This window comes from Bacteroides ilei (genome assembly GCF_900128495.1).
Lineage (GTDB): Bacteria > Bacteroidota > Bacteroidia > Bacteroidales > Bacteroidaceae > Phocaeicola > Phocaeicola ilei.
The window spans coordinates 2,584,934-2,611,479 of record NZ_LT635801.1 but is presented as its reverse complement, the minus strand read 5'-3'; the positions used below and the strand labels follow the sequence as shown (position 1 = coordinate 2,611,479).

General features: G+C 45.0%; 19 protein-coding genes and 1 pseudogene. 3 read left to right on the top strand and 17 right to left on the bottom strand.

The genetic code is table 11. The features are described from left to right. Nucleotides 1-22: 22 nt before the first annotated feature. From BQ7489_RS11215 to BQ7489_RS11190, 5 genes are all read right to left on the bottom strand, one after another. On the bottom strand, nucleotides 23-895 hold the full coding sequence (locus BQ7489_RS11215) for a fimbrillin family protein (RefSeq protein WP_072531069.1): 873 nt from the start codon (nucleotides 893-895) through the stop codon (nucleotides 23-25). A gap of 16 nt (nucleotides 896-911) precedes the next feature. Next, on the bottom strand, nucleotides 912-2,699 hold the full coding sequence (locus BQ7489_RS11210) for a fimbrillin family protein (protein ID WP_239496948.1): 1,788 nt from the start codon (nucleotides 2,697-2,699) through the stop codon (nucleotides 912-914). A gap of 133 nt (nucleotides 2,700-2,832) precedes the next feature. Further along, nucleotides 2,833-3,594 (bottom strand): SDR family NAD(P)-dependent oxidoreductase, encoded by a 762-nt coding sequence (locus BQ7489_RS11205; protein ID WP_072531068.1) that lies wholly within the window; start codon nucleotides 3,592-3,594, stop codon nucleotides 2,833-2,835. A 223-nt stretch (nucleotides 3,595-3,817) separates the two neighbouring features. Further along, nucleotides 3,818-4,207, bottom strand: a complete 390-nt coding sequence (locus BQ7489_RS11200) for a zinc ribbon domain-containing protein (RefSeq protein WP_083580581.1) — start codon at nucleotides 4,205-4,207, stop codon at nucleotides 3,818-3,820. 150 nt (nucleotides 4,208-4,357) lie between these two features. Continuing rightward, nucleotides 4,358-4,816: a DUF805 domain-containing protein gene (locus BQ7489_RS11190; protein WP_239496947.1), complete on the bottom strand. Its 459-nt coding sequence runs from the start codon at nucleotides 4,814-4,816 to the stop codon at nucleotides 4,358-4,360. A gap of 292 nt (nucleotides 4,817-5,108) precedes the next feature. Between BQ7489_RS11190 and BQ7489_RS11185 the strand changes: the two genes are divergently transcribed. Beyond that, the gene (locus BQ7489_RS11185) at nucleotides 5,109-5,432 is read left to right on the top strand and encodes a hypothetical protein (RefSeq protein WP_072531067.1); all 324 of its coding nucleotides are present in this window, start codon (nucleotides 5,109-5,111) and stop codon (nucleotides 5,430-5,432) included. Between the two features lie 32 nt (nucleotides 5,433-5,464). On the opposite strand, the gene BQ7489_RS11180 is transcribed toward BQ7489_RS11185, so the two are convergent. The 12 genes and pseudogenes from BQ7489_RS11180 to BQ7489_RS11125 all read right to left on the bottom strand — a co-directional run bounded on the left by BQ7489_RS11180 (nucleotide 5,465) and on the right by BQ7489_RS11125 (nucleotide 20,551). Continuing rightward, nucleotides 5,465-6,388, bottom strand: a complete 924-nt coding sequence (locus BQ7489_RS11180; RefSeq protein ID WP_072531066.1) for a DMT family transporter — start codon at nucleotides 6,386-6,388, stop codon at nucleotides 5,465-5,467. A 9-nt stretch (nucleotides 6,389-6,397) separates the two neighbouring features. Further along, nucleotides 6,398-7,045, bottom strand: a complete 648-nt coding sequence (bioD, locus tag BQ7489_RS11175; protein WP_072532148.1) for a dethiobiotin synthase — start codon at nucleotides 7,043-7,045, stop codon at nucleotides 6,398-6,400. Between the two features lie 14 nt (nucleotides 7,046-7,059). Further along, complete coding sequence (gene bioC / locus BQ7489_RS11170) at nucleotides 7,060-7,809, bottom strand: malonyl-ACP O-methyltransferase BioC (RefSeq protein WP_072531065.1); 750 nt, start codon at nucleotides 7,807-7,809, stop codon at nucleotides 7,060-7,062. Then, entirely contained in the window at nucleotides 7,794-8,465 is a 672-nt protein-coding gene (locus tag BQ7489_RS11165; RefSeq protein WP_072531064.1) for a DUF452 family protein, read from the bottom strand. The genes bioC and BQ7489_RS11165 overlap by 16 nt, the downstream gene beginning before the upstream one ends. Nucleotides 8,466-8,491: 26 nt before the next feature. After that, on the bottom strand, nucleotides 8,492-9,649 hold the full coding sequence (locus BQ7489_RS11160; protein WP_072531063.1) for an 8-amino-7-oxononanoate synthase: 1,158 nt from the start codon (nucleotides 9,647-9,649) through the stop codon (nucleotides 8,492-8,494). Nucleotides 9,650-9,679: 30 nt separating this feature from the next. After that, nucleotides 9,680-10,966: an adenosylmethionine--8-amino-7-oxononanoate transaminase gene (gene bioA, locus BQ7489_RS11155; protein ID WP_072531062.1), complete on the bottom strand. Its 1,287-nt coding sequence runs from the start codon at nucleotides 10,964-10,966 to the stop codon at nucleotides 9,680-9,682. Continuing rightward, a complete protein-coding gene (gene bioB, locus BQ7489_RS11150; RefSeq protein ID WP_072531061.1) occupies nucleotides 10,956-11,912 on the bottom strand; it encodes a biotin synthase BioB in 957 nt (318 codons plus the stop codon). The genes bioA and bioB overlap by 11 nt, the downstream gene beginning before the upstream one ends. Nucleotides 11,913-11,945: 33 nt before the next feature. Continuing rightward, nucleotides 11,946-12,413, bottom strand: a complete 468-nt coding sequence (locus tag BQ7489_RS11145; RefSeq protein WP_072531060.1) for a hypothetical protein — start codon at nucleotides 12,411-12,413, stop codon at nucleotides 11,946-11,948. Between the two features lie 239 nt (nucleotides 12,414-12,652). Beyond that, the gene (locus BQ7489_RS11140; RefSeq protein WP_072531059.1) at nucleotides 12,653-14,044 is read right to left on the bottom strand and encodes a glycoside hydrolase family 28 protein; all 1,392 of its coding nucleotides are present in this window, start codon (nucleotides 14,042-14,044) and stop codon (nucleotides 12,653-12,655) included. A gap of 49 nt (nucleotides 14,045-14,093) precedes the next feature. Then, nucleotides 14,094-15,593 (bottom strand): annotated as a pseudogene (locus BQ7489_RS11135) (glycoside hydrolase family 43 protein); the annotation flags it as partial. Nucleotides 15,594-15,720: 127 nt separating this feature from the next. Further along, the gene (locus tag BQ7489_RS11130; protein ID WP_072531058.1) at nucleotides 15,721-17,436 is read right to left on the bottom strand and encodes a RagB/SusD family nutrient uptake outer membrane protein; all 1,716 of its coding nucleotides are present in this window, start codon (nucleotides 17,434-17,436) and stop codon (nucleotides 15,721-15,723) included. Between the two features lie 7 nt (nucleotides 17,437-17,443). After that, the gene (locus BQ7489_RS11125; protein ID WP_072531057.1) at nucleotides 17,444-20,551 is read right to left on the bottom strand and encodes a SusC/RagA family TonB-linked outer membrane protein; all 3,108 of its coding nucleotides are present in this window, start codon (nucleotides 20,549-20,551) and stop codon (nucleotides 17,444-17,446) included. A gap of 329 nt (nucleotides 20,552-20,880) precedes the next feature. Between BQ7489_RS11125 and BQ7489_RS11120 the strand changes: the two genes are divergently transcribed. Both BQ7489_RS11120 and BQ7489_RS11115 read left to right on the top strand, forming a co-directional pair. Next, nucleotides 20,881-25,263, top strand: coding sequence for a hybrid sensor histidine kinase/response regulator (locus BQ7489_RS11120; protein ID WP_072531056.1), 4,383 nt, complete (start codon nucleotides 20,881-20,883; stop codon nucleotides 25,261-25,263). Between the two features lie 207 nt (nucleotides 25,264-25,470). Next, nucleotides 25,471-26,472: a malate dehydrogenase gene (locus BQ7489_RS11115; RefSeq protein ID WP_072531055.1), complete on the top strand. Its 1,002-nt coding sequence runs from the start codon at nucleotides 25,471-25,473 to the stop codon at nucleotides 26,470-26,472. The last annotated feature ends 74 nt before the right edge of the window (nucleotides 26,473-26,546 follow it).

The following is a 26,546-nucleotide window of genomic DNA, read 5'->3' as shown; positions in this document are numbered from 1 at the left end:
TACTATCGCTTCAACAAACAGGTCAACCGATTGTAAGGTCACCCTCCACTGTCACCTGGTCTTCCCATGCGCCAATGGAACCACTTTCCACTACAATACCTTCACGACCGACCTTCAGCGTAATTGTACATTTGGCTCCGCTCTTCAAACTATTCTGGGGCTCACCTAACTGATTCAACAAATCACTTAATACCAAGGTCTTCTTTTGGTCGCCCACCGTAACATCTAATGTGACTCCGGAAGTTTCCTGAGGAACAAGATAAAACGAAGCAGTCATACCAGTAGAAGTATATGGCGCTTTTTCAGACATTACTTCTTTAATCTCACCCTTAAAAGCATCTACCATACAACAATTCTTTGCATTCAAAGAAAGTGACAGATTTTCCAAATCACCAGCAGAATAACCATTTCCTTGAGTAAAGGTCAGGTCCAAGCGATGCAAGGCATGCCTAAAATTAAGATTTACCGCATAGGACGTTCCCACTTCAATGGTCTGAGCTGGAGACAGCAACAAATCTTTATTCTGAGCTGCCGAAACATTAAACTTAAACATTCCATCTGCCCCTACCGTCTGCTTGGGATAGCAAGCCGCCATCCTTATCTCCCTGGTACTTTCCGGTAAGTTCAATCCTCCCCACGTAATAGTCTCCTGCTGATATGCATAATCCATGGAAATATAATCCGCATCCGATTTTCCCACACACAAGGTCATTACGTCCCCTTTGGTAAAACTACCGCTACCATCAGAATCCAATTGTGGTGCCCGCGAATGAGGAGAAACATTAGCCACAATCGTAATGGCCTGATCAGAAAAGGACTGAGTCGGAATTTCATCGGTTGTACAAGATACTGCCATCCATGCAGCTGCCAGCACATAAAAACAATTCTTTTTCATTTTATCACTCTATTTATCATTTTATTTCAGGAAAAGCTTTCCGCCAGAGATCCTGACGTAAATCAACTAAAGTCAATGAACAAATTGTCGAAATCGCCTTTGACGGTGTTCCATCCATCTTGTCCAAGGGAGATAAGAAGGTCTCTCTCGTCCGGTCTCCAGAGCTTCCCGCCAATTTATATATTACTTTAAATCTTTTGATGGCCCCATAGTTAGGATCCTGATCAGACATGTTATTATCGCAGAAATACAAATAGGCCACATTACCATCTGCATCAAATTCTGCTCCCCAAATAGTCATGGCATGCATACCGCTACCTGCATTGGCAAAACCGAATACAGAAAAACCAATCGCCCTATTCGTACGGAAGGCATCCTTCATCCAACAGTTAAAGTTCTCTTTCGACATATTATGGGTTTCTGTAGCTACGGCATCATTTTTCGAAAACACCTCACAGAAAAAGCCTGTAAAATCCGTATTATAGTTCGCATTCAAATTCCGGCCGTCACCGTTAATGAACCAATTGACCCCACCGGTCTCCCAACTACCTAAGTTCGGGAATGACCTTTTGAAGAAATTAAAGACCTCACTATGATTCTGGTCGCTTTCTGTCATCTGACGATACTCCTTGGGACAAGGATTTCCCGGATATCGAGTTTCATATGCTTGCACATATTTACTGTTATGTTCCAACCACCAATGAAGTAAATTAGAAGCTGTGGCAGCCCAACACAAATTTCCATCTCCTCCTTTATAGTCGAACGTCTTGTTACAGTCATACCACCCACAACCTTCTTTCCAAGTAAGATAAGTTACATTATCAGGCAAACCATTATAATCATACCGAAACCAGACCCCTTCCGGGAAACTTGACATCCATACAGGATATGTTTGAAGCTCATTTATCTCTGGACAAGCCGGAGAATTTATGCCATATACCCAACGGGTCTGATTGGCAAATTCCGTATCTACTACATCATCTATCTCTTCAGACTTCAATGTCAGATTCAGTGTGGTCTGCATTCCCGGTTGGAACGACTGCACTTCCGTACTAAGCGAATAGGAAATCTCTTTTCCGTCAAAAGTCAGACGAAGCAATCCTTCTCCTCTCTGGTAATCATAAGCATCTTGTGGAAGAATAATAGCCGAATACGTATGGTCTGCCGTCTGCAGTGGCGTAACCCAGTAATAAGTCTTCTTCGGCAAGGCCACGCTCCCATCCACCAGCGAAATCTCACCGCTCGTACAGCTCCGTATCTGCAACTTCAAATCCTCCGGAACAGAACCTTTCAGATGAATATTAATCTGATGCAAGGCATGCTTGAACAATAACTTGGCTGAAGTATCTCCCGGCCCGACCGTAGTCCGGGCAAAAAGAATATCCGCTTCCTGCTTATTCGCAGCAAGGCTCTGATCCAAAGGTAAATTAAGAATACGCCGTGTTACATCCCCTACCGGCTGCGGCAGCACAGGAAACAAAGCCGATACAGCCCAAGTTCCCTGACCATCACCCAAGCGTTTCAAAGAAGGGGTCCACTTTCCACCCTCATACTGCAACCAGACGTTGGAGGTTTCTTCTCCGTCCTTTGTCAACACATCAATGCGATCGCCTTCCTCAAAATTGCCACGACCTTCATCATCGATTACCGTACGACTGTCCTGCGACCAAGCTGACTTGACACACTCCAATTCCAATGTAAAGTCATTATTGTTCGATAAAGGAAAATCTTCTGTACGGTCGCACGATATCAGGCATACCCCTCCCCAAAAAAGTGCAGCCCACAGTTTTTTCAATAGCATCATCTATTCAAATTCGTTTTTCCATTCATTAAGATCTACACACAAACAAGTGCTATTGTTCAACACATCAGACCAGCACCTGATAGTTTTCTGTTTTTTTCACAAAAATAGGGAAGAACCAACATTTTTAAATAAACTATTTTTTCCGATAACAAATCGTACCTGTAGCCTGATTGGTAGGCATTACCAGCACTTCTGCAATCTGAATATGTGGCGGAACAGAAGCTGCATAATACACAACCTCGGCAATGTCATCGCCTGTAAGCGGGCGAATGCCTTCATACACAGCATCTGCCTTTCCCTTATCACCGCGGAAACGTACCACCGAAAAGTTTGTCTCTACCAAGCCCGGTTTTACATTAGTCACCCGCAACGGCGTATCTACCAAGTCAATGCGTAATCCGTCGGACAGGGCTTTCACTGCTGCTTTCGTCGCACAATATACACTACCGCCTGCATACGCTGCATCTCCGGCTACAGAACCGATGTTAATGATGTGTCCGCATCCGCGTTCCACCATACCCGGCACAATCATCCGTGTCATGGCCAGCAAAGCCTTGATATTGGTATCGATCACTACGTCCCATTCTTCCAGCGAGCCTTCATATTCTTTATCCAGTCCGATGACCAGTCCGGCATTGTTGACCAATACATCAATGCTTTTCCATTTTCCCTGTAAGGAATCTACTGCCTGGCGCATGGTTTTCCGGTCACGCACATCGAACGGCAGAGTCAGTACGTCGACTCCCTGGGCTGTCAGTTCCTGTCTCAAACTTTCCAGCTTCTCTACATTCCGCCCGTTCAATATCAGATCACTTCCCATAGCTGCAAATTTCCGTGCGCAACCTTCACCGATACCACTTGTGGCACCTGTAATAAAAATCAATTTTCCTTTCATAGTTTCATATCTTAACGACACAATAAGTCTAGTCTGTCCTGCTTATCCGGCTGCAAAGATAAAATGCTTTCCGACAAAAAGCTATAACCGGATTCATTCTTTCATCTTTATTCACTTATTATACCTTGCGCTCCATATTTTTTCAACCCTTTTCCGTATGCTTCGGACATATTCTCCAAAGGTATCAGCCCTTGAAGCCGGCTTAATGATTTGCACCGATCCATCAATAACTGAAAGTAAATATGGCAGCCAAAGCACCGACAAAAACAATCAGTATAATCAAAGATATGAATGTAATGCACAATCCAGCAATAGCCAGACCACGTGGAGCTTTCAATACGCCGACAAACGAAAAGATCAGCCCCAGAAGCCACAATATCCACCCCAGAAAAGGGACCCACGAAAAGACAAATCCAAGAATGGACAATACAAAACCGGCTGTTCCTGCACCGTTCGACTTCTTAGATTCCTGACGGACAATAATAGTCTGATGCATCGGATTGCCATTAGAAGCTGCGCCTACATTCATTGGATTCACAGCCCCGCAATGAGGACATATTGTCGCCTTATCCGAAATTTCGTGTCCACATTCACTACATTTTATCAAAGCCATAAGTCATTTATATTTATATGGTTAGAAATGAAAAATAATTTTCACAGGCAGTTCCATCCATCCGGCTTTTCGCCTGCATAAAAGCGAATCCCTTTATTCCGTACCACCGTACGAAGCAAAGGGATCCAGATTTTTTTCATTGAATCAGATCTATTCTACCACATACTTGGTAGACGGTCCGTATTGATTGTCACCCTTATCGGAATCTATCAGCGTCAGAACCAAGATAATAATACCACCGATTACCGGAATCAGGAGCAGCAACAACAGCAAAGCCGATTTGCCGCTGTCGTGCAAACGGCGTGCTCCGACAGCCAAACTGGGCACAACAGTAGCCAAACTGTAGATGATGCCGAGTACCCATCCTAAAAACGGAATCATACCAAGAACAAGTCCGATAATGAAGTTGAACAAGACAAAATACCAATATTCCGAACGGCGCGCTCTTCCTGAAAAGGTAGCGTATTTACTGAAACATAATTTGATGGCTTCGCCGAATCCTATCTGAGGCAACTGTTTCAGGACACCTCCACTGACAGGCGTTCCACACGAAGGACAAACGGTTGTTCCTTCAACCATTTCCTGTCCGCATTTAGCACATTTCAACATATCTTTATCACAATTTAAGGTTATAACAACTTATATCTCTAAACAAATTTATACTATTTTTATATAAATCATAACTTTACATTCAAAAAAACAGTAATACATGTTACATAACACATAAAAACCGACCTACATACTGAAACAATGCATGCAAGTACAAAATCTATCCACAAACGTTACAGTATGTTGTAAAAAAAAGTTATGAACAGACAGCACAATAACCCTAAAAAACTTTGTAGAAAAGAAAATCTTTTTAGCTACCTTTGCCCCGCTTTATCAAAAAATCATCATATCCATGACAACCATCCATAATATCCAAGAACTAGAAACTGCATTGAAGGCTCATACCATCAATATCACAATCAAAGACGAGAACTTCGGAAATGCAGTGCTCCTGGCAGGCAGAGTCCAGAACGAGACATTAAGTACCGCAATCCTGAAACATATCACCGGTACAGACTCTTTCAAGATCGCACTGGGTAGCGGTATCACCATACAAGTGAAAAAAGACCTGGTAGACCATACATTCAAGACATTGAACCTTTTTGACCTTTACAAGACAGAAATCGACATCGAAGACATCAAGACCAAAAAGATTAATCTCTTCTACAATTCATAAGAATATGCCATCAGGCCATCAATCCCGGATGCTTACTCCTTTCCCGACCTTCCGCCAACTCCCGGAGCTTTGTCGGTCCCAAATTTTTCAGCCAGATATACGCCTAGCATGATACATGCCGCACCGGTCATGGCAAGAAGACTCATCCGTTCCTGAAGGATAACGGATGAAGCCGCCAACGTAACAAGCGGACTGAAATAGATATAGTTAGACGCACGTACCGTCCCTAATTTCTTCAGCACTACATTCCACAACACAAAACATCCCAAGGAAGCCACAACAGCAAGAAAAAGCAGGCTTCCCCAAACCTTCGCGTCGGACAACAACTCACCCATCGCATCGTGAGGAGGCTGCATCAGGTATAACGGCAGAATAGTGACCAACCCGTAAAAAAACACCTTGCGGGTGATGAACACAATAGGATACCGGCCTGTCATCCTACGGATAATCAGGCTGTAAACGGCCCATGAGAAAGCCGCCAGCAAAGTCAGCAGATCTCCCGCCGGAGAAACCTTCAAGCTCGTATTCCCGTCGAACACGACCATAGCAACCCCCACCAATGCCAGCACCGAACCATATATCAGTCCTTTGGTAACCTTGTCTTCCCGATAAAAGGCCAAGGACAGAAAAGTGGTAAAAAGCGGAGCCGTACAGAGTAGGAAAGCCACATTCGAAGCCTGTGTGATTCCCAAAGCCGTATTCTCGGTATAAAAATAGAGCGACCCTCCGAAAAATCCGGCAGCCGCCATCCATAGTTCATCTACCAGACCGGCAGTGAACAACCTGCGTGGAGAAATAAGCCATATTCCAATATAAGCAATGGTAAAACGATACAGAAAGATGTCTTGCGGAGTCAGTCCGTGACGGATCAGCTCTTTAGTTGCCACGTAGGTTGTTCCCCATACTACAACAATCAGTATAGCCAACAAATGGTAGTAGCCAGTCTTTAATCTCATATTTATCTCCTATCCACCGATTTTCGGTATAATAACAAATTCCGTTTCGGGATATTCCCGTTCCAGCAGGTTCCGGATATAGTCTTCTGTATCACGGCGGATAATGTCATCATCCTCTTCCGGAAACAGGTTATAGGCCACCGTATGTAGCCTGATTCCCCGTTTGCTGACGGCTTCCAGGCTCAACAACGTATGGTTGATGCTCCCTAAACGCCCCGAAGTTACAAATATTAGCGGATATTTCTTCATGGCAATGTAATCTATTGTCAACATTTCACGGGTCAAAGGTACCATCAGGCCTCCTGCACCTTCCAGCAAGACCGCATCGTAACGCCTGCTGAGTTCTTCCGTTGCCTTTTCTATCTTTTTGAAATCAATCGGACGACAGTCTATCTCCGCAGCCAGATGAGGAGAACAGGGATAACTGAAAATCTCAGGCATGGTCAGTCCTTCCCTGTCTTCGGGCAGCAGTCCGGTACCCATCAGCCGACGGTGAAGTTCGATGTCTTCCGAAATGTCCGTATTTCCTGTCTGGATAAACTTCTCGGTAATGGTACGTATTCCCTTTGCATTCCAGGTCTTGGCCAGATATCCGGTTGCATAACTTTTACCGATATTCGTATCGATACCACTTACAAAATATACATTATCTTTCATTCTGAATTCCTCCTTCATTTTCTACATATTATATAAATAGGATGGTATGTAAGCGAGACATTCCCATCCGGTTTCGTGTAACGTTCTTCATACCTCCGGCAGAAATCGGACAATGTCCTCTTGGTCCAACGGAAATCCCGTATTCCAGTCACTCCGGTCTCTTTCAGATGTCTCAACACCTCCATGGGAGATGAAAAAGACATGTCGACAAGTTCCTCTTTCGCATATACTACCTGATATTCTTTTTCCAGCCCGGAACGGAGCTCCTGCAGGCTCCGGTAAAGTAATGCAGAATCTGTCAATGAGGTTATTTCTCTCACGTTTTCCGGCCCGAAGGTACTGATTGCCAGGAATCCATCCTTATTCAACAAACTACGGCATCCGTTCAGAAAACGTTCGGGATATTCAAACCACTGGATGGCAGAACAGGAAACAATCAGATCCTGCCCTCCAGGAAAAGCAAGGGATTCGGCATCACCGGCCTCAAAACGGATATTCTTACCCAGAATATCGGTAAAGCACGACTTCATTTCAGAACATATATCGTTCAGAAGCAACTGTTCGGGATGTGACTCCAGTAAGAAATGACGGGTAAACAAACCGGTTCCGCACCCTACCTCCAGCACTTTCTTCCGGCTGGATACAGGTACATAGCGGTCTACCAGTCCCGAAAGACGTACGGCTATCTTCCGCTGCACATCCGCCTGCCGGGTATAGCTGCCGACAGCCTTCGAGAAACGGCGGCGAATCAGGGCTTTGTCCATATTTCCTCCCTTCCTCCGATCAAGCCGTCAAACAATCCGGCGTCATAATGGTCACAATCCACTTCACAGACCGGAGTATCCCCCCACGCCCTGTATTGGTTGACCGGAGGATATATCTTGTCACGCATACCGACAATGGCCTTGTCCCATTTCAAGGAATCTGCATATTCCTTTGCCGCAGTCTGCCACAGACACGCCAGTTCTTCACCCAATTCCTCCTCCGGACGATAAGGATGATGCGAAAGGAATTCCTTTACCTGCTCGGTGGTACCGCAGATTCTCCGTCTGAAACGGACCAGGGTAGCCGGAGAAAATTGATCCAACGTTCCCTTGAATATAGCTACCGGAATACCTTTCGTATCGTGTATCGGGTACGGGGTTCCGTTTACAGCCAACTTCAGGCTGAAGCTGTATTCATCATGCCCCGCCAGGACACGTCCGGCAGCCCACACTCCCATTGACCAGGCCAATAGCCGGATTTCCCGATAACCGTCCAGCAATGTAAAGTCAAAATCCAGATTACGGTAATCAAAACAAAGCATATAATCATACCCTTCTGCTACCGGCCGGTCAAAAAGATGATCGTCCGCACCCCATCCCGAAAAAAAGAGCAACAGCCGGGGATTTCCTTCTTTCTTCAAAAACAACTGTTTCATTTCTCATTATATTTAATTGTAACAAGTCAGTCCAGAATCTCCAACAGGCGGTCCATGTCTTCATCTGTAACCGCAGCAGTCAAAGAAAAGCGCAATCTTGAAGTCCCTTCGGGTACTGTAGGCGGACGGACTGGCAACACATAAAATCCTTTGCGTTGGAATTCACAGGCCTTCAACACAGCCTTTCCGCTTTCTCCTACAGTCAGCGGAACAATATGACTCTCCGATGGGCAATCATATCCTTTGGCACGGACAGCATCCCGCAACCTAGCGGAAATGGCAGCCAGATGCTCCCGCTTTTCCTGCAATCCGTCCAGATGACCGAACACAAACTTCGTCCACGCCACATTGACCGGAGGCAAGGCCGTAGTAAAGATCAGTGTACGCATACGGTTTACCAGAAATTCACGCAACACCTTACGGCACGCCACATATGCACCTACCGAAGCCATGGCCTTTCCAAATGTACCGCAAAGGAAATCTATATCCTGTATACATCCCTGCTCTTCCGCCACGCCCAGACCATGCTTGCCGCGGACACCGATTCCGTGTGCCTCATCCACATAGAGCATGACATGGGGGTAACGCTTCTTCATCTCCACCAGCAAAGGTAACGGGGCGACGTCGCCATCCATGCTGAAAACACTTTCCGTCACAATGATGATCCGCTCATAATCCGCATGATTTTTTGAAAGTAATGTCTCAAGCTGACGGTAGTCCTGATGACGATAACGTATACACCGGGCTGCCGACAGACGTATCCCGTCGATTATGCTGGCATGTACGAGCTTGTCGGCCAGAATCAACGTATGTGAGTCAGTTACAGCCGGAAGTATTCCGGTATTCATGTGATAACCACTGCTGAAAACCAGTGTGCTTTCCGTACCGAATGTCTCCGCCATCAGTTTCTCCAGTTCAGTGTAGACCGAAAAGTTTCCGGTAAGTAACCGTGATGAAGAAGATGAGAAAAGGAATTCTTCTTCATCCAGTCCCGCCATGAATGAATCCCGGAGTTGCCTGTCGGCAGCCAGCCCCAGATAATCATTGGAAGAAAGATTCAGCAACCTTTCCCCATCCCGACATATCCATTTTTCACAGTGTTCCGCTTCCGGCAGGCTACGCAGGTTACCTTCCTGCTGCAACCCATCCAAAATTTCCTGATAATAACTGTCTGTTGTATCCATTTGTCTTTCTTATTGCATCATCCACATTACCTATTCCGTCTCCTTCACAATCTTGACCAATGCAGCTGTCAGCCTGGAAAGTTCATCAGGACGGATTATGAACGGAGGCATGATATAGACCAGTTTACCGAAAGGACGCACCCAGATGCCTTCCTCCACAAACCTACGCTGCATCCACGCCATATCTACCGGCTTTTTCATCTCTATCACCCCGATAGCTCCCAACACACGGACATCGGCCACCTGAGGCAAGGATGCAGCCGGAGCCAGTTCCTTTTTCAGTTGGGATTCAATACTCCGTACCTTTTCCTGCCAGCCGGAAGAAAGCAACAGTTCGACCGATGCTTTGGCTACGGCACAAGCCAGAGGATTTCCCATGAATGTAGGTCCATGCATGAAAGCGTTCGGATAATGGGAAGAAATACAGCCGGCCACCTCCTTGTTGGCCAGCACAGCCGAAAATGTCATATATCCCCCGGTCAGTGCCTTACCTATACACATGATATCCGGCTCTACTCCGGCATGCTCCCACGCGAACAGCTTTCCGGTACGCCCGAACCCTGTAGCAATCTCGTCAAAGACCAGCAGCAGGCCGTACTGCCGGCACAAACGGGCAGCCTCACGTAAGTATTGCGGATGATAGAAGCGCATTCCTCCCGCTCCCTGTACTATCGGCTCCAGAATCAGACCGGCCAGTTCCCGGTGGTGCTGTACGATAATCTCCTCCAGAGGCTGTATATCGCACTCATCCCACTCTGCACCGAACCTGCACTGGGGGGACGGTGCAAAATACCTGACCGGTAACGCCGGACCGAACAGACTGTGCATGCCTGTCACCGGATCGCATACCGACATGGCGTTCCATGTATCACCATGATAGCCCGAACGGATAGTCACAAAATTATTCTTTTCAGGGTGTCCCGACGCAAACTGGTACTGAACGGCCATCTTCAAGGCCACTTCCACGGCCACCGAACCGCTGTCGGCATAAAAGATATGATTCATGGACGGAGGAACCAGGCCTAGCAACAGTTTACCCAGCGCAATAGCCGGTTCATGCGTCAGTCCCCCGAACATCACATGCGACATCCTATGAAGCTGTTCTTCTACCGCCTTGTTCAGACAAGGGTGGTTATACCCATGCACGGCACACCACCAGGAAGACATCCCGTCTATCAGGCGGGTACCGTCTTCCAACGTAATGATACATCCTTCCGCACTCTTCACCTTATAGGTAGGCAACGGATCGACGGTAGACGTATAGGGATGCCATAAATGCTCCCTGTCGAATTTGTCGACAATCAAATCATAATTCATAACCTGCCTCCTTTATACGTTCTACATCCTCGGATACCTTCGACCCCAATGTAGTAAGCAGATCGCCTACGATGGCCGAATTGATCCCGACATACAATGATTTACGTACCGCAGCGTCACTCAGCTGTGAACGTCCGCCGGCAAAACGGAGATAAGCCGTAGGATTGACAAAGCGGAACATGGCTATGGTACGGATAATATCTTCTTCAGACAACGGAGGCATGTCCTGCAACGGCGTACCTTTTATGGGCTGCAGCAGATTGATAGGAATGGACTGCACTTCCAGACCACGTAGCGTAAAGGCGAATTCTACACGTTGTTTCTTCGATTCGCCCATACCGATGATACCGCCACTGCAAACATCCATCCCCACCTTACGGGCTGCCTTCAGTGTCTCTATCTTCGATTCCTGCGTATGAGTGGTACAAAGTTCGGAGAAAAAGGACGGAGCCGTCTCCAGATTACAATGGTAACGACTCACTCCTGCCTCATGCAGAGCCCTCAACTGTTCTTCGGTAGCCAATCCCAGAGAAGCGCATAACCTGATTCTGCTATGTTCTTTCAGATAGGCGAAATTACGGCACAGCCCCGGCATTTCGGAAGAAAGCGGACGACGTCCACTCGTAACCAATGAAAAACGGGCCACACCCTGTTCCTCATTGGCTTTAGCATGGCGCAGACATTCCTTTTCATCGACCAGTCCATAACTTTCCACACCCGTCGCATGATGGGCCGACTGTGCACACCATTTGCAGTTTTCAGGACATTTTCCCGACTTGGCATTGATAATGCTGCACATATCGAACTGCATGGAAGCGAATTTGCACGTAATACGGTGAGAAGATTCACACAACTCCTCATAAGGAGCCTCTTCGAGTAACCACAAGGCTTCTTCCGGCGTAACCGAATCTCCTTTTTCTATTTTCAATTCCAGATTCTTAAGCATATCATAAAATTATTTAATAAGGAGGTATCCGACCTATATAAAACAAGGTGACGGACAAGTGAAAACCTTTCCTTCCTGAAGATTGACACTTGTCCGCCACCTATATAATATGGCGGTAACCGCCCACAAAAAACAAACGATCAAAAGACAACAGCCGGTACCTGCATTTCCCGGCACACAAGACCGTAAGGCACGAACCTGGAAAACAGAAACATATTCTGCCACCACATTCCTCCATAACGAATCTGCTACAGAATCGCGGACAGCCTCATCATCGGGACTGTATCCCCCCATATCATCATCACACGCTATATGTCCGGCATAACCGTTGCTACAGCCAACCCGACACCCGGTCTTGCTCAGAGCTCTGTCAGCAATTCCCATTGTCACGCTACCTATAGTCACATGACAATGCAGACTGCAGAGCACAGCATATTTCTTCCGGCTCCAACGGCGGAAGCGGACCATTCTGTCTGTATGATGTAACGGCTGTCTATACATAAAATTCTGTTTGCTGCAAAATTAGCTAAAATCAAGACATCTGCAAGACAATGCCCTGATAAATCTGTTTCCGCATACGGCAGTATCGGATCCATCGGTCATCCATGCCAAAAACAGTTATTTTATCACTCCAGTGAAAAGAACTTATCACCCATGTGATAATATCCTTTCACTGAAGTGATAAGTTATCATCACCCAAGTGATAAGATAAAAACATCAAGTCTCATACCCGGATCAAGTCAATAAACATCCAATGTAACCTTTTCCCCCGCCTCTTCCGGCTGCTCCGGAATCTCTTTTCCGTTGACCGTACAACCGGTAAAACGGACATTCTCTGTATTCATAAGGTAATAAGGAAACTTGGCCTCCTTTACATGGAAATTGTCGATCTGTATGCTACTGATACGATGCTCGTCATTACCATCCATGAACACAGCATAATTGTCGGCCTTACCTGCCTGCACATTGCTGATACGGAAATTTTCATACAAAGCCTGGTAATTACCTCCACGGAATCCGAAATAGTTGGTTTCAAAACGGAGAATGGCACCTTTGGCCCGTTCAATCCGGATACTGTCGACCACCACATTGCGTATATAACCTCCCCGGTCGCGATTCGACTTGAAATAGATGGCGTTCTTGACCGTCCCGATTTCAATGTTATCCATATAGACATCCGATGTTCCCCCCGACATTTCACTACCGATACAGAGCCCGTTACACTCCGAATGGAAAACACAGTTCCTGATTACAATGTTTCTGGACGGACGTCCTATGAAGCGCCCGTCGGTATCACGCCCGGATTTGATGGCTACAGCATCGTCACCGGTACGGAACGTACAATTCTCGATCAGTACGTTCGAAGTGGATTCCGGATCACAACCGTCATTATTTGGAAAATGACTGTCGATTGTCACCCCACGCACAATCACATTGTCACAATAGACCGGATGAATAGTCCAGAATGGTGAATCCTTGACCGTGATACCCTCTATCAGCACACGTGAACAGCCGAACGGCTGGATACATGAGGGGCGCAGTACGGTCCCCTCACCGAAAACACGTTCATGGACAGGCACCAGCTTGTCGCCCATCTCACGCAGGCGGTCGCGGTCATAGGCCTCAATCCGGCTCCATGCGGCAAATTCCTTACCGCCTTGTGCATCAATGATCCCTTTTCCTGTAATGGCGATATTACTGGCATGATAAGCGTAAATCATCGGTGAATGGCCATACAGTTCGGTCCCCTCCCAACGGGTATGGACTACGGGCAGAAAATCGGAAGCCTTTCCGCTGAACTGCAGACAGGCACCTTCCTCCAGACGGAGATTCACGTCACTTTTCAGGTGCAAGGTCCCATTCAGGAAATATTTTCCCGGATTGACCTTGACCGTACCTCCTCCCGCCAACGAACATGAATCGACAGCATTCTGCAGCACCTTCAGTGACCGGAGGGTATCAGCCGGAACGTCCACCACGACAGTCCGGTCGGGGAAAGAAGTAAGTGCAATGCTGTTGATAATCTGCTGTTGGGGAGTAAGTTCCGTTTCCGAAGAAGTATCCTTCACAGCGCATGCCGACAACAAGCCACCTACCATTAAGAATATCACACCCCATTTTATCTGTTTCATAAATTCAGTTTTTTAAATGTAATTACTCCGATTGAGGACCGTCATGCCGATAAACGAAATCATCAAAACCAACCGTCCCTTCCGATTTCTCGGTATTATAACAATAAAGGCCTACACGTACTCCTTTCCAGTTCCCGAACTGCATGGTAAAGCTGTCGCCCATCTGCCGGAATGACTTACCGTCGGCACTATAGGCCAGCGCATAACGGTTGGCTGCCGCATCCGCAGTCATCCGGAAATAGACCGTTCTGCCACTGAACGGCAATGTCTGTACAACCTCCCCGTTCTTTTCCAGATACAAGGAAACCTTACCCTGCCGTTTCATCAGTCCGACAAGTACATTCCGTTTCCCGATACATGCCAAGCCACAACGCTGTCCTTCGGCTAAACCTCCGGCCAGCATCTTGACCGTAGCTTCACCAAGATAACCCATCGTTTTCTGTGTAAGGGTATTACGTGCCGACAAAAAATCATCGGCCTGCAAAGCATGCAAGGTAAGTGTCCCTTTCTTTTCGGTAAGCGACCATGCCCCATCTGCCGGATTATGGTTGAACTGCCACTGCAAAGACAATTCCGGAGAAGAGAAAGCGTCATCCGTCTGCGGTACAGACGGTGGCTGTACCTTTCCGGTCTTCGGTTTGGTCCATACACGTACAGGCTCCCCTATACCATTCATATCCATATCCACTCCGATTACGGGCCAACCGTCTTTCCAGTGCATCGGCTGGAGATGTACCACACGGCCCAACGGATCATATTGCTGGAAATGGTAGAAAAACCACTCTCCTTGGGGAGTATCGACAATGGCTCCCTGGTGAGGACCGTTGATTGAAGTGCTCCCCTGTTCCAAAACCACCTTCTTTTCATAAGGACCGTATATATTCTTCGAACGGAGAATAGTCTGCCATCCCCCCTGTACCCCTCCCTCGGGAATACTCAGGTAATAATATCCGTTCCACTTATGAATCTTGGTACCTTCGGCAACCGGTCCGGTATAGACCGTACGGCCTTCATCCAATAGCTTGGTACCGTCGGCACTCATCTTATGGATAATGATAGGACCCGCTCCATGTATGCTCCGGCCCAGGTAAGCCTGTCCGTCCTCATCCCAAAACGGACAAGGATCTTCCCATTTAGGAACATTGCAGACATTCACCAGCGGAGTCCATGGTCCGGCAGGATCCGTAGCATTCGTCATGAAAAGTCCCTCATGCGGAGTACAGAAGAAGATCCAGAACTTACCGTCGTGGAAACGAATGGAAGGTGCCCATGAGCCTCCGGCATAACGCTGGTTGCTATCCCATCCAGGATAATCGAACCGGGAATACACCTGTGAAAGCAGACGCCAGTTGACCATGTCATCCGATTCAAGCACCTGCATTCCCAGGAAATGGAAATCGGAGGCGACCATATAATATTTGTCCCCTACACGAATTACGTCCGGATCGGAATAGTCGGCATTCAGGATCGGATTCACATAAGTGCCGTTCCCCTGGTCTCCCCATACGGGAAGGACATCTGCCTGCCTCATCCCAACATCCTGTGCCATCAGAGCACCGGCCAGTCCGCTTATAATAAATAAAGCTAATGTACGTTTCATTCTATATATAATTCAGTTAAAAGAACCATATGCAGACAAGCTTCCCGCATATGGTCCTTCAATATAAAATAATTTATCAATATCCCGGATTCTGTTCCACCTGTGCCTTATTCAGATCTATGGCAGCCTGAGGAATAGGACGCAAAATCTTATACTTGCCGTCAGGACCTGTCATTGCGGCCTCCGATACACCGTCTTCATTATATTGAGTTACATATTCAACCAATTTATGAGTACGTTTCAAGTCTGTCCAGCGTACATATTCTCCGGCCAGCTCACGGGCACGTTCATCCAAAATGAAATCAATCGTAATGTCACTACCCTTCACAGACATATCACTTTCAAATCCAGCTTTTACCGTTCCCGGACGTTTCCGCAAATCATTGATCATTTCAGCAGCCTTTTCCAACTCATTCTTTTTATAATATGCCTCTGCTGCTATCAGATAAGCTTCTCCCAAACGTGCCAATACAACATCATGCATACTACACTGTGTACTTCTGTTTGAAATGGAAGTTTCCGTATAATCATCAAATTTCTTGATGCAGGCATTTCCGAAATCCTGTGAACGCCGGTCTTTATACGTTGCTGGCTGTCCATTGGACGGAGCGATACCTCCTTCGGCTATTGTCTTGCTGACAACCGTCTCAGCCTTGATTCCATTCGGATCATCGGCCCTCCATGCTTCAATATCAGCATCTGTAGCCCAAGCCGGTGCATAATAGTACAGGATTTTGGAGGTAGGATTCGTATAATAGTCGAAATAAGCTTCATGAAACTCCAACATAAAAGTCTGTTCCAGACGCCCGTCACCCCGGGTATACATTTGCTGCAAACGTAATGCCGGAGCAAAGTTTCCGTCAATAGCCTTATTTCTAGGCTTCTCTGCTCCACCCTGATATGCTCCGAACTGTGCCTGTTGATAAGAACCGTCCTTCACCGGGTCTTCAACGGAAGAGCTGCTGAACTGTACACTCCAGAACAATTCCGCATTATCCTCATTATTCACATCGAAAGCTTCTTCAATTGACAAAGTCGGAAACTCACCGTCAATCGCATCCAATGCATAAGTGATTGCATTGTCAAAATCAGACGCTTCTGCAATATTCTCTTCCTGAACTTCATATCCTGTGCCATCAAGCCATCCTCGAGTCAGATACGCCTTGGCAGCATAAAAGGCCGCCGCCCTCTTATTGACTCTTCCCACTCCGGAAGATGAACGGTCCAGCAGATGAGACTGATCAGAAGCCAAATAGACAAATTCATCAATAATAAACTTATATACATCCTTCAAAGAAGCACGGGCGTGGCTCATCTCGGCCGAATCAAACATTTTAGTATTCAACACAACTCCACCAAACTGCTGCACCAACTGAAAATAATACCATGCACGGATATAGCGCGCTTCATCGATATATTGCAGACGGGAAGATGACTCCTCAGTCGTTTCACCATAAGCTATGACACTGTTTGCGAGCTGTATCCCTTTATAGCAACTGACATAAAAAGCTTCTATGTTACTGTCGTCCGTAGTATAGGTATATTGCCCCATAACAACTCCCTGACTCTTACCGTCGGCGTAAATATCCGTACCGGCAACAAACATATAAGGCTGTACATTATACAATTCACGCATTGAAGAATAGGTACTGTTCATCAAGCTCGTAAAGCCGTTCTCCGTATTGTAGAAATCAGAAGAAGGAACATTCGACCTGTTATCCTGCTCCAGAAAATCAGAGCATGAAGAAAACGCAAAGGATGCGATCAACGTATAGATAAATATCTTTTTCATAATGATATCAGAATTTTAAGTTTATACCAAATTGCCAGCTTCTAGAACTTACACCACCGGTTCCGTCACCCACTTCTGCGTCAGCCCATTCCGGATCAAAACCTTTATACTTTGTAAAAGTCAACGGATTCAACACGTTTGCATAAATACGCAGATTGGATATATGCAATTTTTCCAACCAATGTCTGGGGAAAGTATATCCCAATGTAATGTTCTTCACCTTCACATACGAATTGTCAACGAAATTCTGTGCACGATCTTCATTACCGCCTGTCATCCAGAACGTTCCTCCACCCTTACCGTTTGTACCATTGGTCGGGAACGGATATTCACCGTAATGTGTCGATTGCTGGGTTGTAACGGATCCGTCTTCTGCCAAGACCGGCGCCCCTTCAGGAACATAAAAATCCATCTTGATACGGTTCATTCCACGTTGGGAATAATCGGTAAATTCACCCATAAAAGGAGAATATACGGTTCCTCCCTGACTGACATATACGTTCACACTGAAATCCCAGTTCTTATATGCGAGATTGGAAACAAAACTTCCGGTCCATGTAGGAGCACAATGACCGAGAATCATCTTATCATCAGCATTTATCTCCCCATTTCCATCCTTATCGTATACCTTCATTTCACCTTCATAGAATTTTGTCTTCATATTCGGGTCATTGGCTATAGCCTGCGCCTCTTCCCGGGTACAAATTCCTGTATATTTATATCCATAGACAACATCGATCGGATGACCTATAAACCATTTGTTACCTACCAGGTCCTCCGTACCGCCATTCAATTCCTTGATGGTATTGATATTACGGGCAAATGAGAACGATGTTTCCCAATTCCAGTCCTTTGTCTGTACATTCACCGTATTCAATTGGATCTCAATACCTTTATTATTCACTTTACCGACATTACTGATAATAGATCCGGTATAGGAGCCCAATTCATACGGAGTCTGCATTTCCATCAGCAAATCTCTGGAATTCTTGTTATATACATCAACAGTACCATTGATCCGGTTATCCAAGAATCCAAAATCCAATCCCAAATTGAATTCAACCGTTTTTTCCCATGTCAGATCCGGAGTAATCATAGTATATCCAAATCCATTGGCTACCGATCCTCCGAAATTATAATAATACTTGATGTTGGCCAATGCCTGCGTATCATACGGACCGACTCCGGCATTATTTCCCGTAACACCAAAACTGGCACGCAGTTTCAAGTTACTTAACCAATTACGGGTAGAATCCATAAAACCTTCTTCGGAAATACGCCATGCCAACGCAGCCGACGGGAACATACCCCAACGGTTACCTTTCTGGAACTTGGAACTTCCGTCCCAACGGGAAGAAACAGTAGCCAGATATTTTCCCTTATATGTATAATTGATACGGGCTACATAAGAAAGCATTGTCACACGTTCATAATAACTGGACTGACTCTGGACTGTACCGGAACCCAGATTATGCCAGTCAACATCGAACGGCATATCTACAACCCCCATGTAATCACCTTCCTTCCGCTGGTCATAAACACTGAACAAAGCCAGCACATTGATATTATGGTCACCAAAAGTTTTCAGATAATTGGCCTGTGTATCCCATGTATATGAGAAAACTTCATCATTATATTTTTCTGCCATGTTCGATTTTCCGTAACGTGACTGAGTATGTCCGTTATAGAACGTTCCCCGCTGGGTCTTCGAATACATGGGAGAAAAAGTAGTCTTAAATATGAGTTCCTTCAACGGACTGTATTGCAGATAGAGATTCGCCATGACATCATACGCACGCGTATCATCTTTCGAGTTTTCACGGTCGACCAACGGATTCACATTTGAAGTCGGACCTCCTCCGTTAGGATATATTGCAGCATCCTTACCCGGCTGTTCGATAAGTTGTCCGGCATTTTCCCCTTCCCAATAATAGGCTGGCATGGTAGGTGTCATACGGAAACCGGCCAATACAGAGTAGTTACTTCCACTCTCTTTCAAGGAAGTGGCCATATTGGTAGAAAAGCCAACTGACAATTTATCTGAAATCTTATGATCTAACGCTCCCTTCAGGTTCCATCGTTCATATCCGTCGTATAAAACACCGTCTTCCTGTTGATATCCTAACCCGACACGGTAGCTCATGTTCTTGGAGTTACCTGTAATGTTCACAAAATGGTTCTGCTGTGATCCGGTACGGGTCACCAGATCGGTCCAATCTGTATAATTCTTGGTTTGATACATATTCTTGACAACCGGACTTCCTCCTCCCCAGAAATTCTCATAATTGGCATCCGTCATGTTCCAGGTAGTCAGCCCTGTACTTGCGTCCATCGAAGACTCCAAATATCTCCAGAATCTCCAATTCATAAAGCTGTCACCATCCATGAAATCAGGCATGTTGGCCGTAGTCTTCACACCATAATAGCCGTCATAACTGACAGTTGCCCGTGATTCATCGGCCGTACCTTTTTTAGTCGTTATCATTACAACACCATTCGTTGCACGTGATCCATAAATGGCGGTGGAAGATGCATCCTTCAAAACATCAACCTTTTCTATATCCATCGGATTCAGGAAATCCATATTATCACAGACAACACCGTCAATTACATATAACGGCTCGGCTTCATTCAACGAACTTTTACCTCGGATCTGAATTTTAAATCCATCACCGGCACGACTGGACGACTGGGAGATATTAACACCTGCTACCTGTCCCTGCAGACTTTCCATAACGGATGTAGAACCTTTAGAAGCGATAATATCGGATTTCACACTACCGACAGCACCTGTAAGGTCTGATTTTTTTACGACACCGTAACCGACTACCACCACCTCATCCAGCAACTGGTTATCTGCCGAAAGGGTGATCGACAGATTCTTCTGGGTTCCCACCGTAATCTCCTGTGTCTTATATCCGACATAAGATACCACCAGAACGGCATCAGACGGTACATCGAGAGAAAAATTACCGTCGAAATCCGTTATCGTACCAATCGTAGTGCCTTTTACCAATAAGGACACACCGATCAATGATTCACCCTTGTCATCGATTACCTTACCAGAAATGTGTATGTCCTGTTGGGCTATATTGCCAGCAACATGACCATACATACCGGTTTCAGGGCCAGCCCAAACATAACCGGAGACCGTTGATAAACCTAAGCATAATCCATACGCCAGAAGCGTATTCTTTGATAAATGTCCTTCAGCCCGGTTCAGCCTAGAACATAACTGACGATACTTGTTTTTGTTTTTCATGTATAGTAAAGATTAAAATTCACTCGTAAATGAAAATAAAAAAATGACTTGCCAAGTGGAATTTCTAACACAATAAATGGAAAATCCGGCAAAACCTGCTGAACAGCATAAATCTGAATAATAAAAACGGTACTTCTTTCAATTTATTCTTTATTTTTGCCCTGACACATTTTATCAATACCATGAAACACATCTTCCTTGTATTACTCATATCCTTATTGGCAAGCATTTACACTGCAGCTACCACATTACCTCAATATGCGGTAAAAGGTTATACAATCCATGACGGTCTCGGACATGGTCTGGTAAATGACATTCTCCAGGATCACAACGGCATATTGTGGTTCGCTTCCTGGAACGGACTGAGCAGATTTGACGGATATAACTTCTACAATTACAAATCGCAAGCCGGCAACAAAGTCCTCTTCAATAATAACAGGATACTTTCTGTCAAAGAAGACAGTCTGGGGTTCCTGTGGGTCTACTGCTACGACAATTCAATTTACCGGTTCGATCCCTGGTATGAAACATTCCTCCAGGTCCGTGTAGACAATATAACATCGGCCGACCAAATCAGAATCTTTTCCAACGGCATCGTATGGTTCGTCCCGCAAAACGGGAAAGCTGTCCGCGTCCAGAACTGTCTGAAAAAAAGAAAACTCAAATTCAGTCACTTCGCCCAACCTGCCATTCACCCCTTCAAGAGCGTCAACAATGTATTCCTGGACCAGCAAAAAAAAGAATGGATATTGACCGACAACGGAGTATATCTGATCAAACCCGGACACAAGACATTACAGACAATTATCAAAGGCGACAATTTCCATTCGGCCGCCGAAACTGACGGACAAATCATACTGGGAACAACAAACGGCAAGATATACATTTACGACAAGAACAGAAAGCAGTACCGTTACAAACAACTAGAAACCCACGCTAACATTACGGAAATCCTTAAATCAAATACAGGTTCCTTGCTTTATATAACAGACAGTGACGGCTTCTTCATCGGAAAGGATGATCAGATTACACACGTTTCAAAGAAGTCGAACCCGGAACTGGCCGATAACCACATCGAATCGGTTTACATTGACTCTAAAGGCATGATATGGCTGAGCCACCAGGTTTTCGGGGCAAGTGTATACAACCCTTCGACACATAAATTCACCTATTTTCTGAAACACGATGAATACGGACAACCTCTGACCACGGAAACCGGCATGATTATCTTTGAAGACAAGAACCAGATACTTTGGGTACACCCTAAAGGAGGAGGACTTTCCTATTATGATAGAGAGAACAACCGGCTCGTGCCGTTTAACATAACACAGGATGCCGTTCCATGGAGGTGTAATGACCGCTGTTTCTGCATCACGACCGACAGACAAGGGAACTTATGGATGAGTACCCAGTCTAAAGGACTGAACAAGATTACGTTCCAACATAATTTCTTCCATCTGTCCACACTGGACACACAAGATCCCAATTCATCCCAGAATGAGGTAAGAGCCATTTTCGTAGATAAGGAACAACGGACCTGGGTAGGGACACGCAATATGGAACTGATCATACTGGATAAAGACAAAAAAGTGTCGGGACGCTTGTCCTTATCCGGCAAAATTGTCTCCCATGAAAGCGCCGATACACAAATAGGAAAAGTCTACAATATCTTCCAGGACAACTCCGGGAGCTATTGGATTTCAACAAAAGGGAATGGAATCTACCGTCTCGTTCCACAAGGCAGAAATACATTCAAGATCAGCCAATTCCGTCACAGTCCAGCCAATCCTTACAGCCTGAGCAGTAACGATATCTATTTTGTATATCAGGACAAAAAAGGAAGGATATGGATTGCGACATATGGAAACGGAATCAACTTGGTAGATACTTCAACGGGAAAAATCAGGTTCATCAACCACAACAACCGGCTAAAGAACTACCCAATCAGACGATATTACAAAACACGCCATATTACCGAAGATATATATGACAGAATATGGATATCTACAACTGCAGGAGTCCTTGTTTTCGATGCCGACTTTTCCAAAGTGGAAGATATAGAGTTCCTTGAACAGTATAGGGTATCTAAAGACAATACCAGTCTGAGCAATAACGACGTACATATGATCAAATGTCTGCCATCCGGCAGGATATTCGCGGCGACATTCGGAGGAGGATTGGATGAACTGGTTGAATTCAAGTCGGATAAAGCCGTTTTCCGTTCCTATTCCCAGAATAGCGGCCTTGTAGCCGACATCATCTATACAATTCAGGACGACCATGCCGGAAACCTATGGCTGGCAACCGAAAAAGGATTGATCAAGTTTAATCTCAAGGATAAAAGCTTCGAGCACTATGACAATGACCTGCAAGCATTCAACATTCAATTCAGCGAAGGTGTAGGAACATTCGACAACCGACAGATCCAATTAGGTACCAACCGAGGCATCTTCTACTTCAACCCTGATGAAGTTTTCAAGAATACATTCATACCACCGATTTTCCTGTCTTCATTAAATATCGATAATAAAGAAGTGACCCCTAATGACAGCACCCGGATATTAAACAAAGCAATAAATGAAACCCGGATTGTAAAGATTCCACATACAGCCCATATCGTATCCATCAAATATTCGGCCCTCGACATGTCCAACACGGAAGATATCCAATATGCCTATATGTTGGAAGGATTCGACAAGGAATACCGGATTGTCAATGACAGAAGGGAAGCCATCTATACCAACCTGCCACATGGCAAGTATGTATTCAGAATCAAATCGACGAACAGTGAAGGCGTATGGGTTGACAATGAACGGACTCTGGACATTGAAGTACTGCCATCTTTCTGGGAAACCCCTTATGCCAGAATCCTTTATGTACTGACAGGAATCCTCATATTAATCCTGATCTTGAGAATATATACGATTTTCTACAAGTTGAAAGACAAAGCCCTGAAAGAAGAACTTATATCCCAATTTAAAGTAAAGCTTTTCACCGACATTTCTCACGAGCTAAGGACTCCGTTAACATTGATTATCGGTCCGTTGGAATCCATTTTACAGAAAGATTCCGTACAAGATGAAACAAAAAGGGAATTAAAGACAATCAAGCATAATTGCGACCGTATGCTCAATCTGGTAAGCCAAATCCTGGATTTCAATAAAGTACAGAACAACAAGATGAAACTTTACGTACAGGAAACCGATCTGTTGCCATTAATAGACCGGATCTTACAAGATTTCTATGCACTGGCTGAAAAACGTAATATAGCCCTTCATTTCGAACACTCCATAAACCAGGCCTATGTATGGTGTGATGTTGACAAGATTGAAAGGATAATCTATAATCTGCTTTCCAACGCATTCAAATATACCCCTGACGACAAAAACATATACATCAGCATCGAAGAGACGGAATCTGCTTTCATAATCGGCATTAAAGATGAAGGCATAGGAATCAGCAGAAAATCCCAAAAGAAAATATTCGAAAGATTTGAAAGTAATACTTACCAGGATTTCATGGCCAATCCGAGTATAGGTATCGGACTTTCACTCGCAAAGGAACTGGTAGAACTGCATAAAGGTACAATCGGAGTAGAAAGTGAAACAGGAAAAGGAAGTTGCTTTACCTTCAGCATCCCCAAAGGGAAAAACCATTTCAATAAAGAGACAGAATTTATCCTGAATGACTCAACGGCCCACGACATCCGCTATCCGATAATAAGGGATGAAAATGAAGAATGTAAAACCATCAATCCGGATAAAAGTAACGATATCATGCTGATAGTTGAAGACAATGACGAATTGCGTGAATTTATAAAGGAACTGTTCTCTTCCGATTTCCAGATTATAGAAGCCTGCAACGGAGGCGAAGGACTGGAACAGGCCAGAAAATATATTCCAGACATTATTATATCTGATATCATGATGCCTTACAAAGATGGAATCCAGATGCTGCAAGAATTACGGCAGGATATAACGGTGTGCCATATCCCGACCATCCTGTTGACTGCCAAAGCTGATATTGAAAGCAGACTGAAAGGACTAGAAACAGGCTCGGACGCATATATAGAAAAACCCTTCAATGTCTCTCATTTACAGGCATGTGTAAGCAATCTGTTGGCACAAAGAAAAAGGCTGCAGGAATACTACCTTTCACCTACTGCCAATAAAACGGATCCATCTGTCCCGAAAGAAGAAATAACGACTTCCTTATCTTCAAAAGACATTGAATTTCTGGAAAAACTTACTGCCATCATGGAACGGGAAATCAGCAATCCGGACCTGTCAGTCGATACTTTGGTGGAATACTTTAACTTCAGCCGGACTATTTTCTTCAGAAAACTGAAATCATTGACCGGGAAATCCCCTATTACATATATAAAGGATATACGCATGAAAAAAGCCGCCAGGCTGTTAAAGGAAAAAGAATTCAATGTGGCCGAAACAGCATACAAAACAGGATTCAGCGACCCTCATTATTTCAGCAAAAGTTTCAAGCAATATTACGGAGTTTCTCCTACAGAATACCAAGAGAATAATAAACAAGCCCATAAATCCTCCTAAAAAGAGAAGAAGTATATTCTAATTTGCCAACTCCCCTTTACAAAAACGAAATATCAAAATTAAAAATAGTGAAATTTTTCCGTAATTAATACAAACCCCATTTTTTTCATAAAATAATGATTCGTTTACCCAAAGAACTTTCCTATATTTGCAGTGCAAAAACGAAACGGAAACAATCTATATAACATAACTTAAACACTAAGAATTATGAAATTTGTAACTGACGAAAAACTTACTATTGTTGGTGCTGCCGGTATGATCGGTTCTAACATGGCCCAGACTGCTATCATGATGGGACTGACTCCTAACATCTGCTTGTACGATCCATATGCTCCAGGTTTGGAAGGTGTAGCTGAAGAATTATACCACTGCGGTTTCGAAGGTGTAAACGTAACTTACACTTCTGATGTCAAAGAAGCGCTGACTGGTGCAAAATATATCGTTAACTCAGGTGGTGCTGCCCGTAAAGCAGGTATGACCCGTGAAGACCTGTTGAAAGGCAATGCTGCTATCGCTGAAGAATTCGGTAAGAATGTAAAACAGTATTGTCCGGATGTTAAACACATCGTTGTCATCTTCAACCCGGCCGATATTACCGGTTTGATTACATTGCTGTATTCTGGTTTGAAACCAAGCCAGGTTACTACTTTGGCAGCTTTGGATTCAACTCGTCTGCGCAGCGAATTGGCTAAGCACTTCGGAGTATCTATGGATGCTGTTGAAAACTGCCGTACTTACGGTGGTCACGGCGAACAGATGGCTGTATTTGCTTCAACAGCAAAAGTAAACGGCAAACCGTTGATCGACATAATCGGTACTGACGCTTTGACTAAAGAACAATGGGCTGAAATCCAGCAGAAAGTAACAAAAGGTGGTGCAAACATCATCAACCTGCGTGGCCGTTCTTCATTCCAGAGCCCGGCATACGTTTCTATCGAAATGATCGGTGCCGCTATGGGTGGCAAAGCATTCCGCTGGCCGGCTGGTACTTATATCTCAAACGATAAGTATGACCACATCATGATGGCTTGGGAAACTTCAATTACAGCTGACGGTTGCCACTGCGCTGAATTGAAGGGTACTCCGGAAGAACAGGCTGCTCTGGACAAGAGCTATGCTCACTTGTGTGAATTGCGTGATGAAGTAATCTCTATGGGCGTTCTTCCTGCTATTTCTGAATGGAACAAATTGAACCCGAACATCAAGTAATCAATTCATTGCTCGATATAACAAAAATGGAGGGGACTGAAATTCAGCCCCCTCTTTCTTTCTTAATCCGATAT

Bases quoted from the DNA above. Each gene is read 5' to 3' on its own strand.
- BQ7489_RS11215 (WP_072531069.1), bottom strand. From the start codon at position 895: ATGAAAAAGAATTGTTTTTATGTGCTGGCAGCTGCATGGATGGCAGTA.
- BQ7489_RS11210 (WP_239496948.1), bottom strand. From the start codon at position 2,699: ATGATGCTATTGAAAAAACTGTGGGCTGCACTTTTTTGGGGAGGGGTA.
- BQ7489_RS11205 (WP_072531068.1), bottom strand. From the start codon at position 3,594: ATGAAAGGAAAATTGATTTTTATTACAGGTGCCACAAGTGGTATCGGT.
- BQ7489_RS11200 (WP_083580581.1), bottom strand. From the start codon at position 4,207: ATGGCTTTGATAAAATGTAGTGAATGTGGACACGAAATTTCGGATAAG.
- BQ7489_RS11190 (WP_239496947.1), bottom strand. From the start codon at position 4,816: ATGTTGAAATGTGCTAAATGCGGACAGGAAATGGTTGAAGGAACAACC.
- BQ7489_RS11185 (WP_072531067.1), top strand. From the start codon at position 5,109: ATGACAACCATCCATAATATCCAAGAACTAGAAACTGCATTGAAGGCT.
- BQ7489_RS11180 (WP_072531066.1), bottom strand. From the start codon at position 6,388: ATGAGATTAAAGACTGGCTACTACCATTTGTTGGCTATACTGATTGTT.
- bioD (WP_072532148.1), bottom strand. From the start codon at position 7,045: ATGAAAGATAATGTATATTTTGTAAGTGGTATCGATACGAATATCGGT.
- bioC (WP_072531065.1), bottom strand. From the start codon at position 7,809: ATGGACAAAGCCCTGATTCGCCGCCGTTTCTCGAAGGCTGTCGGCAGC.
- BQ7489_RS11165 (WP_072531064.1), bottom strand. From the start codon at position 8,465: ATGAAACAGTTGTTTTTGAAGAAAGAAGGAAATCCCCGGCTGTTGCTC.
- BQ7489_RS11160 (WP_072531063.1), bottom strand. From the start codon at position 9,649: ATGGATACAACAGACAGTTATTATCAGGAAATTTTGGATGGGTTGCAG.
- bioA (WP_072531062.1), bottom strand. From the start codon at position 10,966: ATGAATTATGATTTGATTGTCGACAAATTCGACAGGGAGCATTTATGG.
- bioB (WP_072531061.1), bottom strand. From the start codon at position 11,912: ATGCTTAAGAATCTGGAATTGAAAATAGAAAAAGGAGATTCGGTTACG.
- BQ7489_RS11145 (WP_072531060.1), bottom strand. From the start codon at position 12,413: ATGTATAGACAGCCGTTACATCATACAGACAGAATGGTCCGCTTCCGC.
- BQ7489_RS11140 (WP_072531059.1), bottom strand. From the start codon at position 14,044: ATGAAACAGATAAAATGGGGTGTGATATTCTTAATGGTAGGTGGCTTG.
- BQ7489_RS11130 (WP_072531058.1), bottom strand. From the start codon at position 17,436: ATGAAAAAGATATTTATCTATACGTTGATCGCATCCTTTGCGTTTTCT.
- BQ7489_RS11125 (WP_072531057.1), bottom strand. From the start codon at position 20,551: ATGTATGGTCATGTTGCTGGCAATATAGCCCAACAGGACATACACATT.
- BQ7489_RS11120 (WP_072531056.1), top strand. From the start codon at position 20,881: ATGAAACACATCTTCCTTGTATTACTCATATCCTTATTGGCAAGCATT.
- BQ7489_RS11115 (WP_072531055.1), top strand. From the start codon at position 25,471: ATGAAATTTGTAACTGACGAAAAACTTACTATTGTTGGTGCTGCCGGT.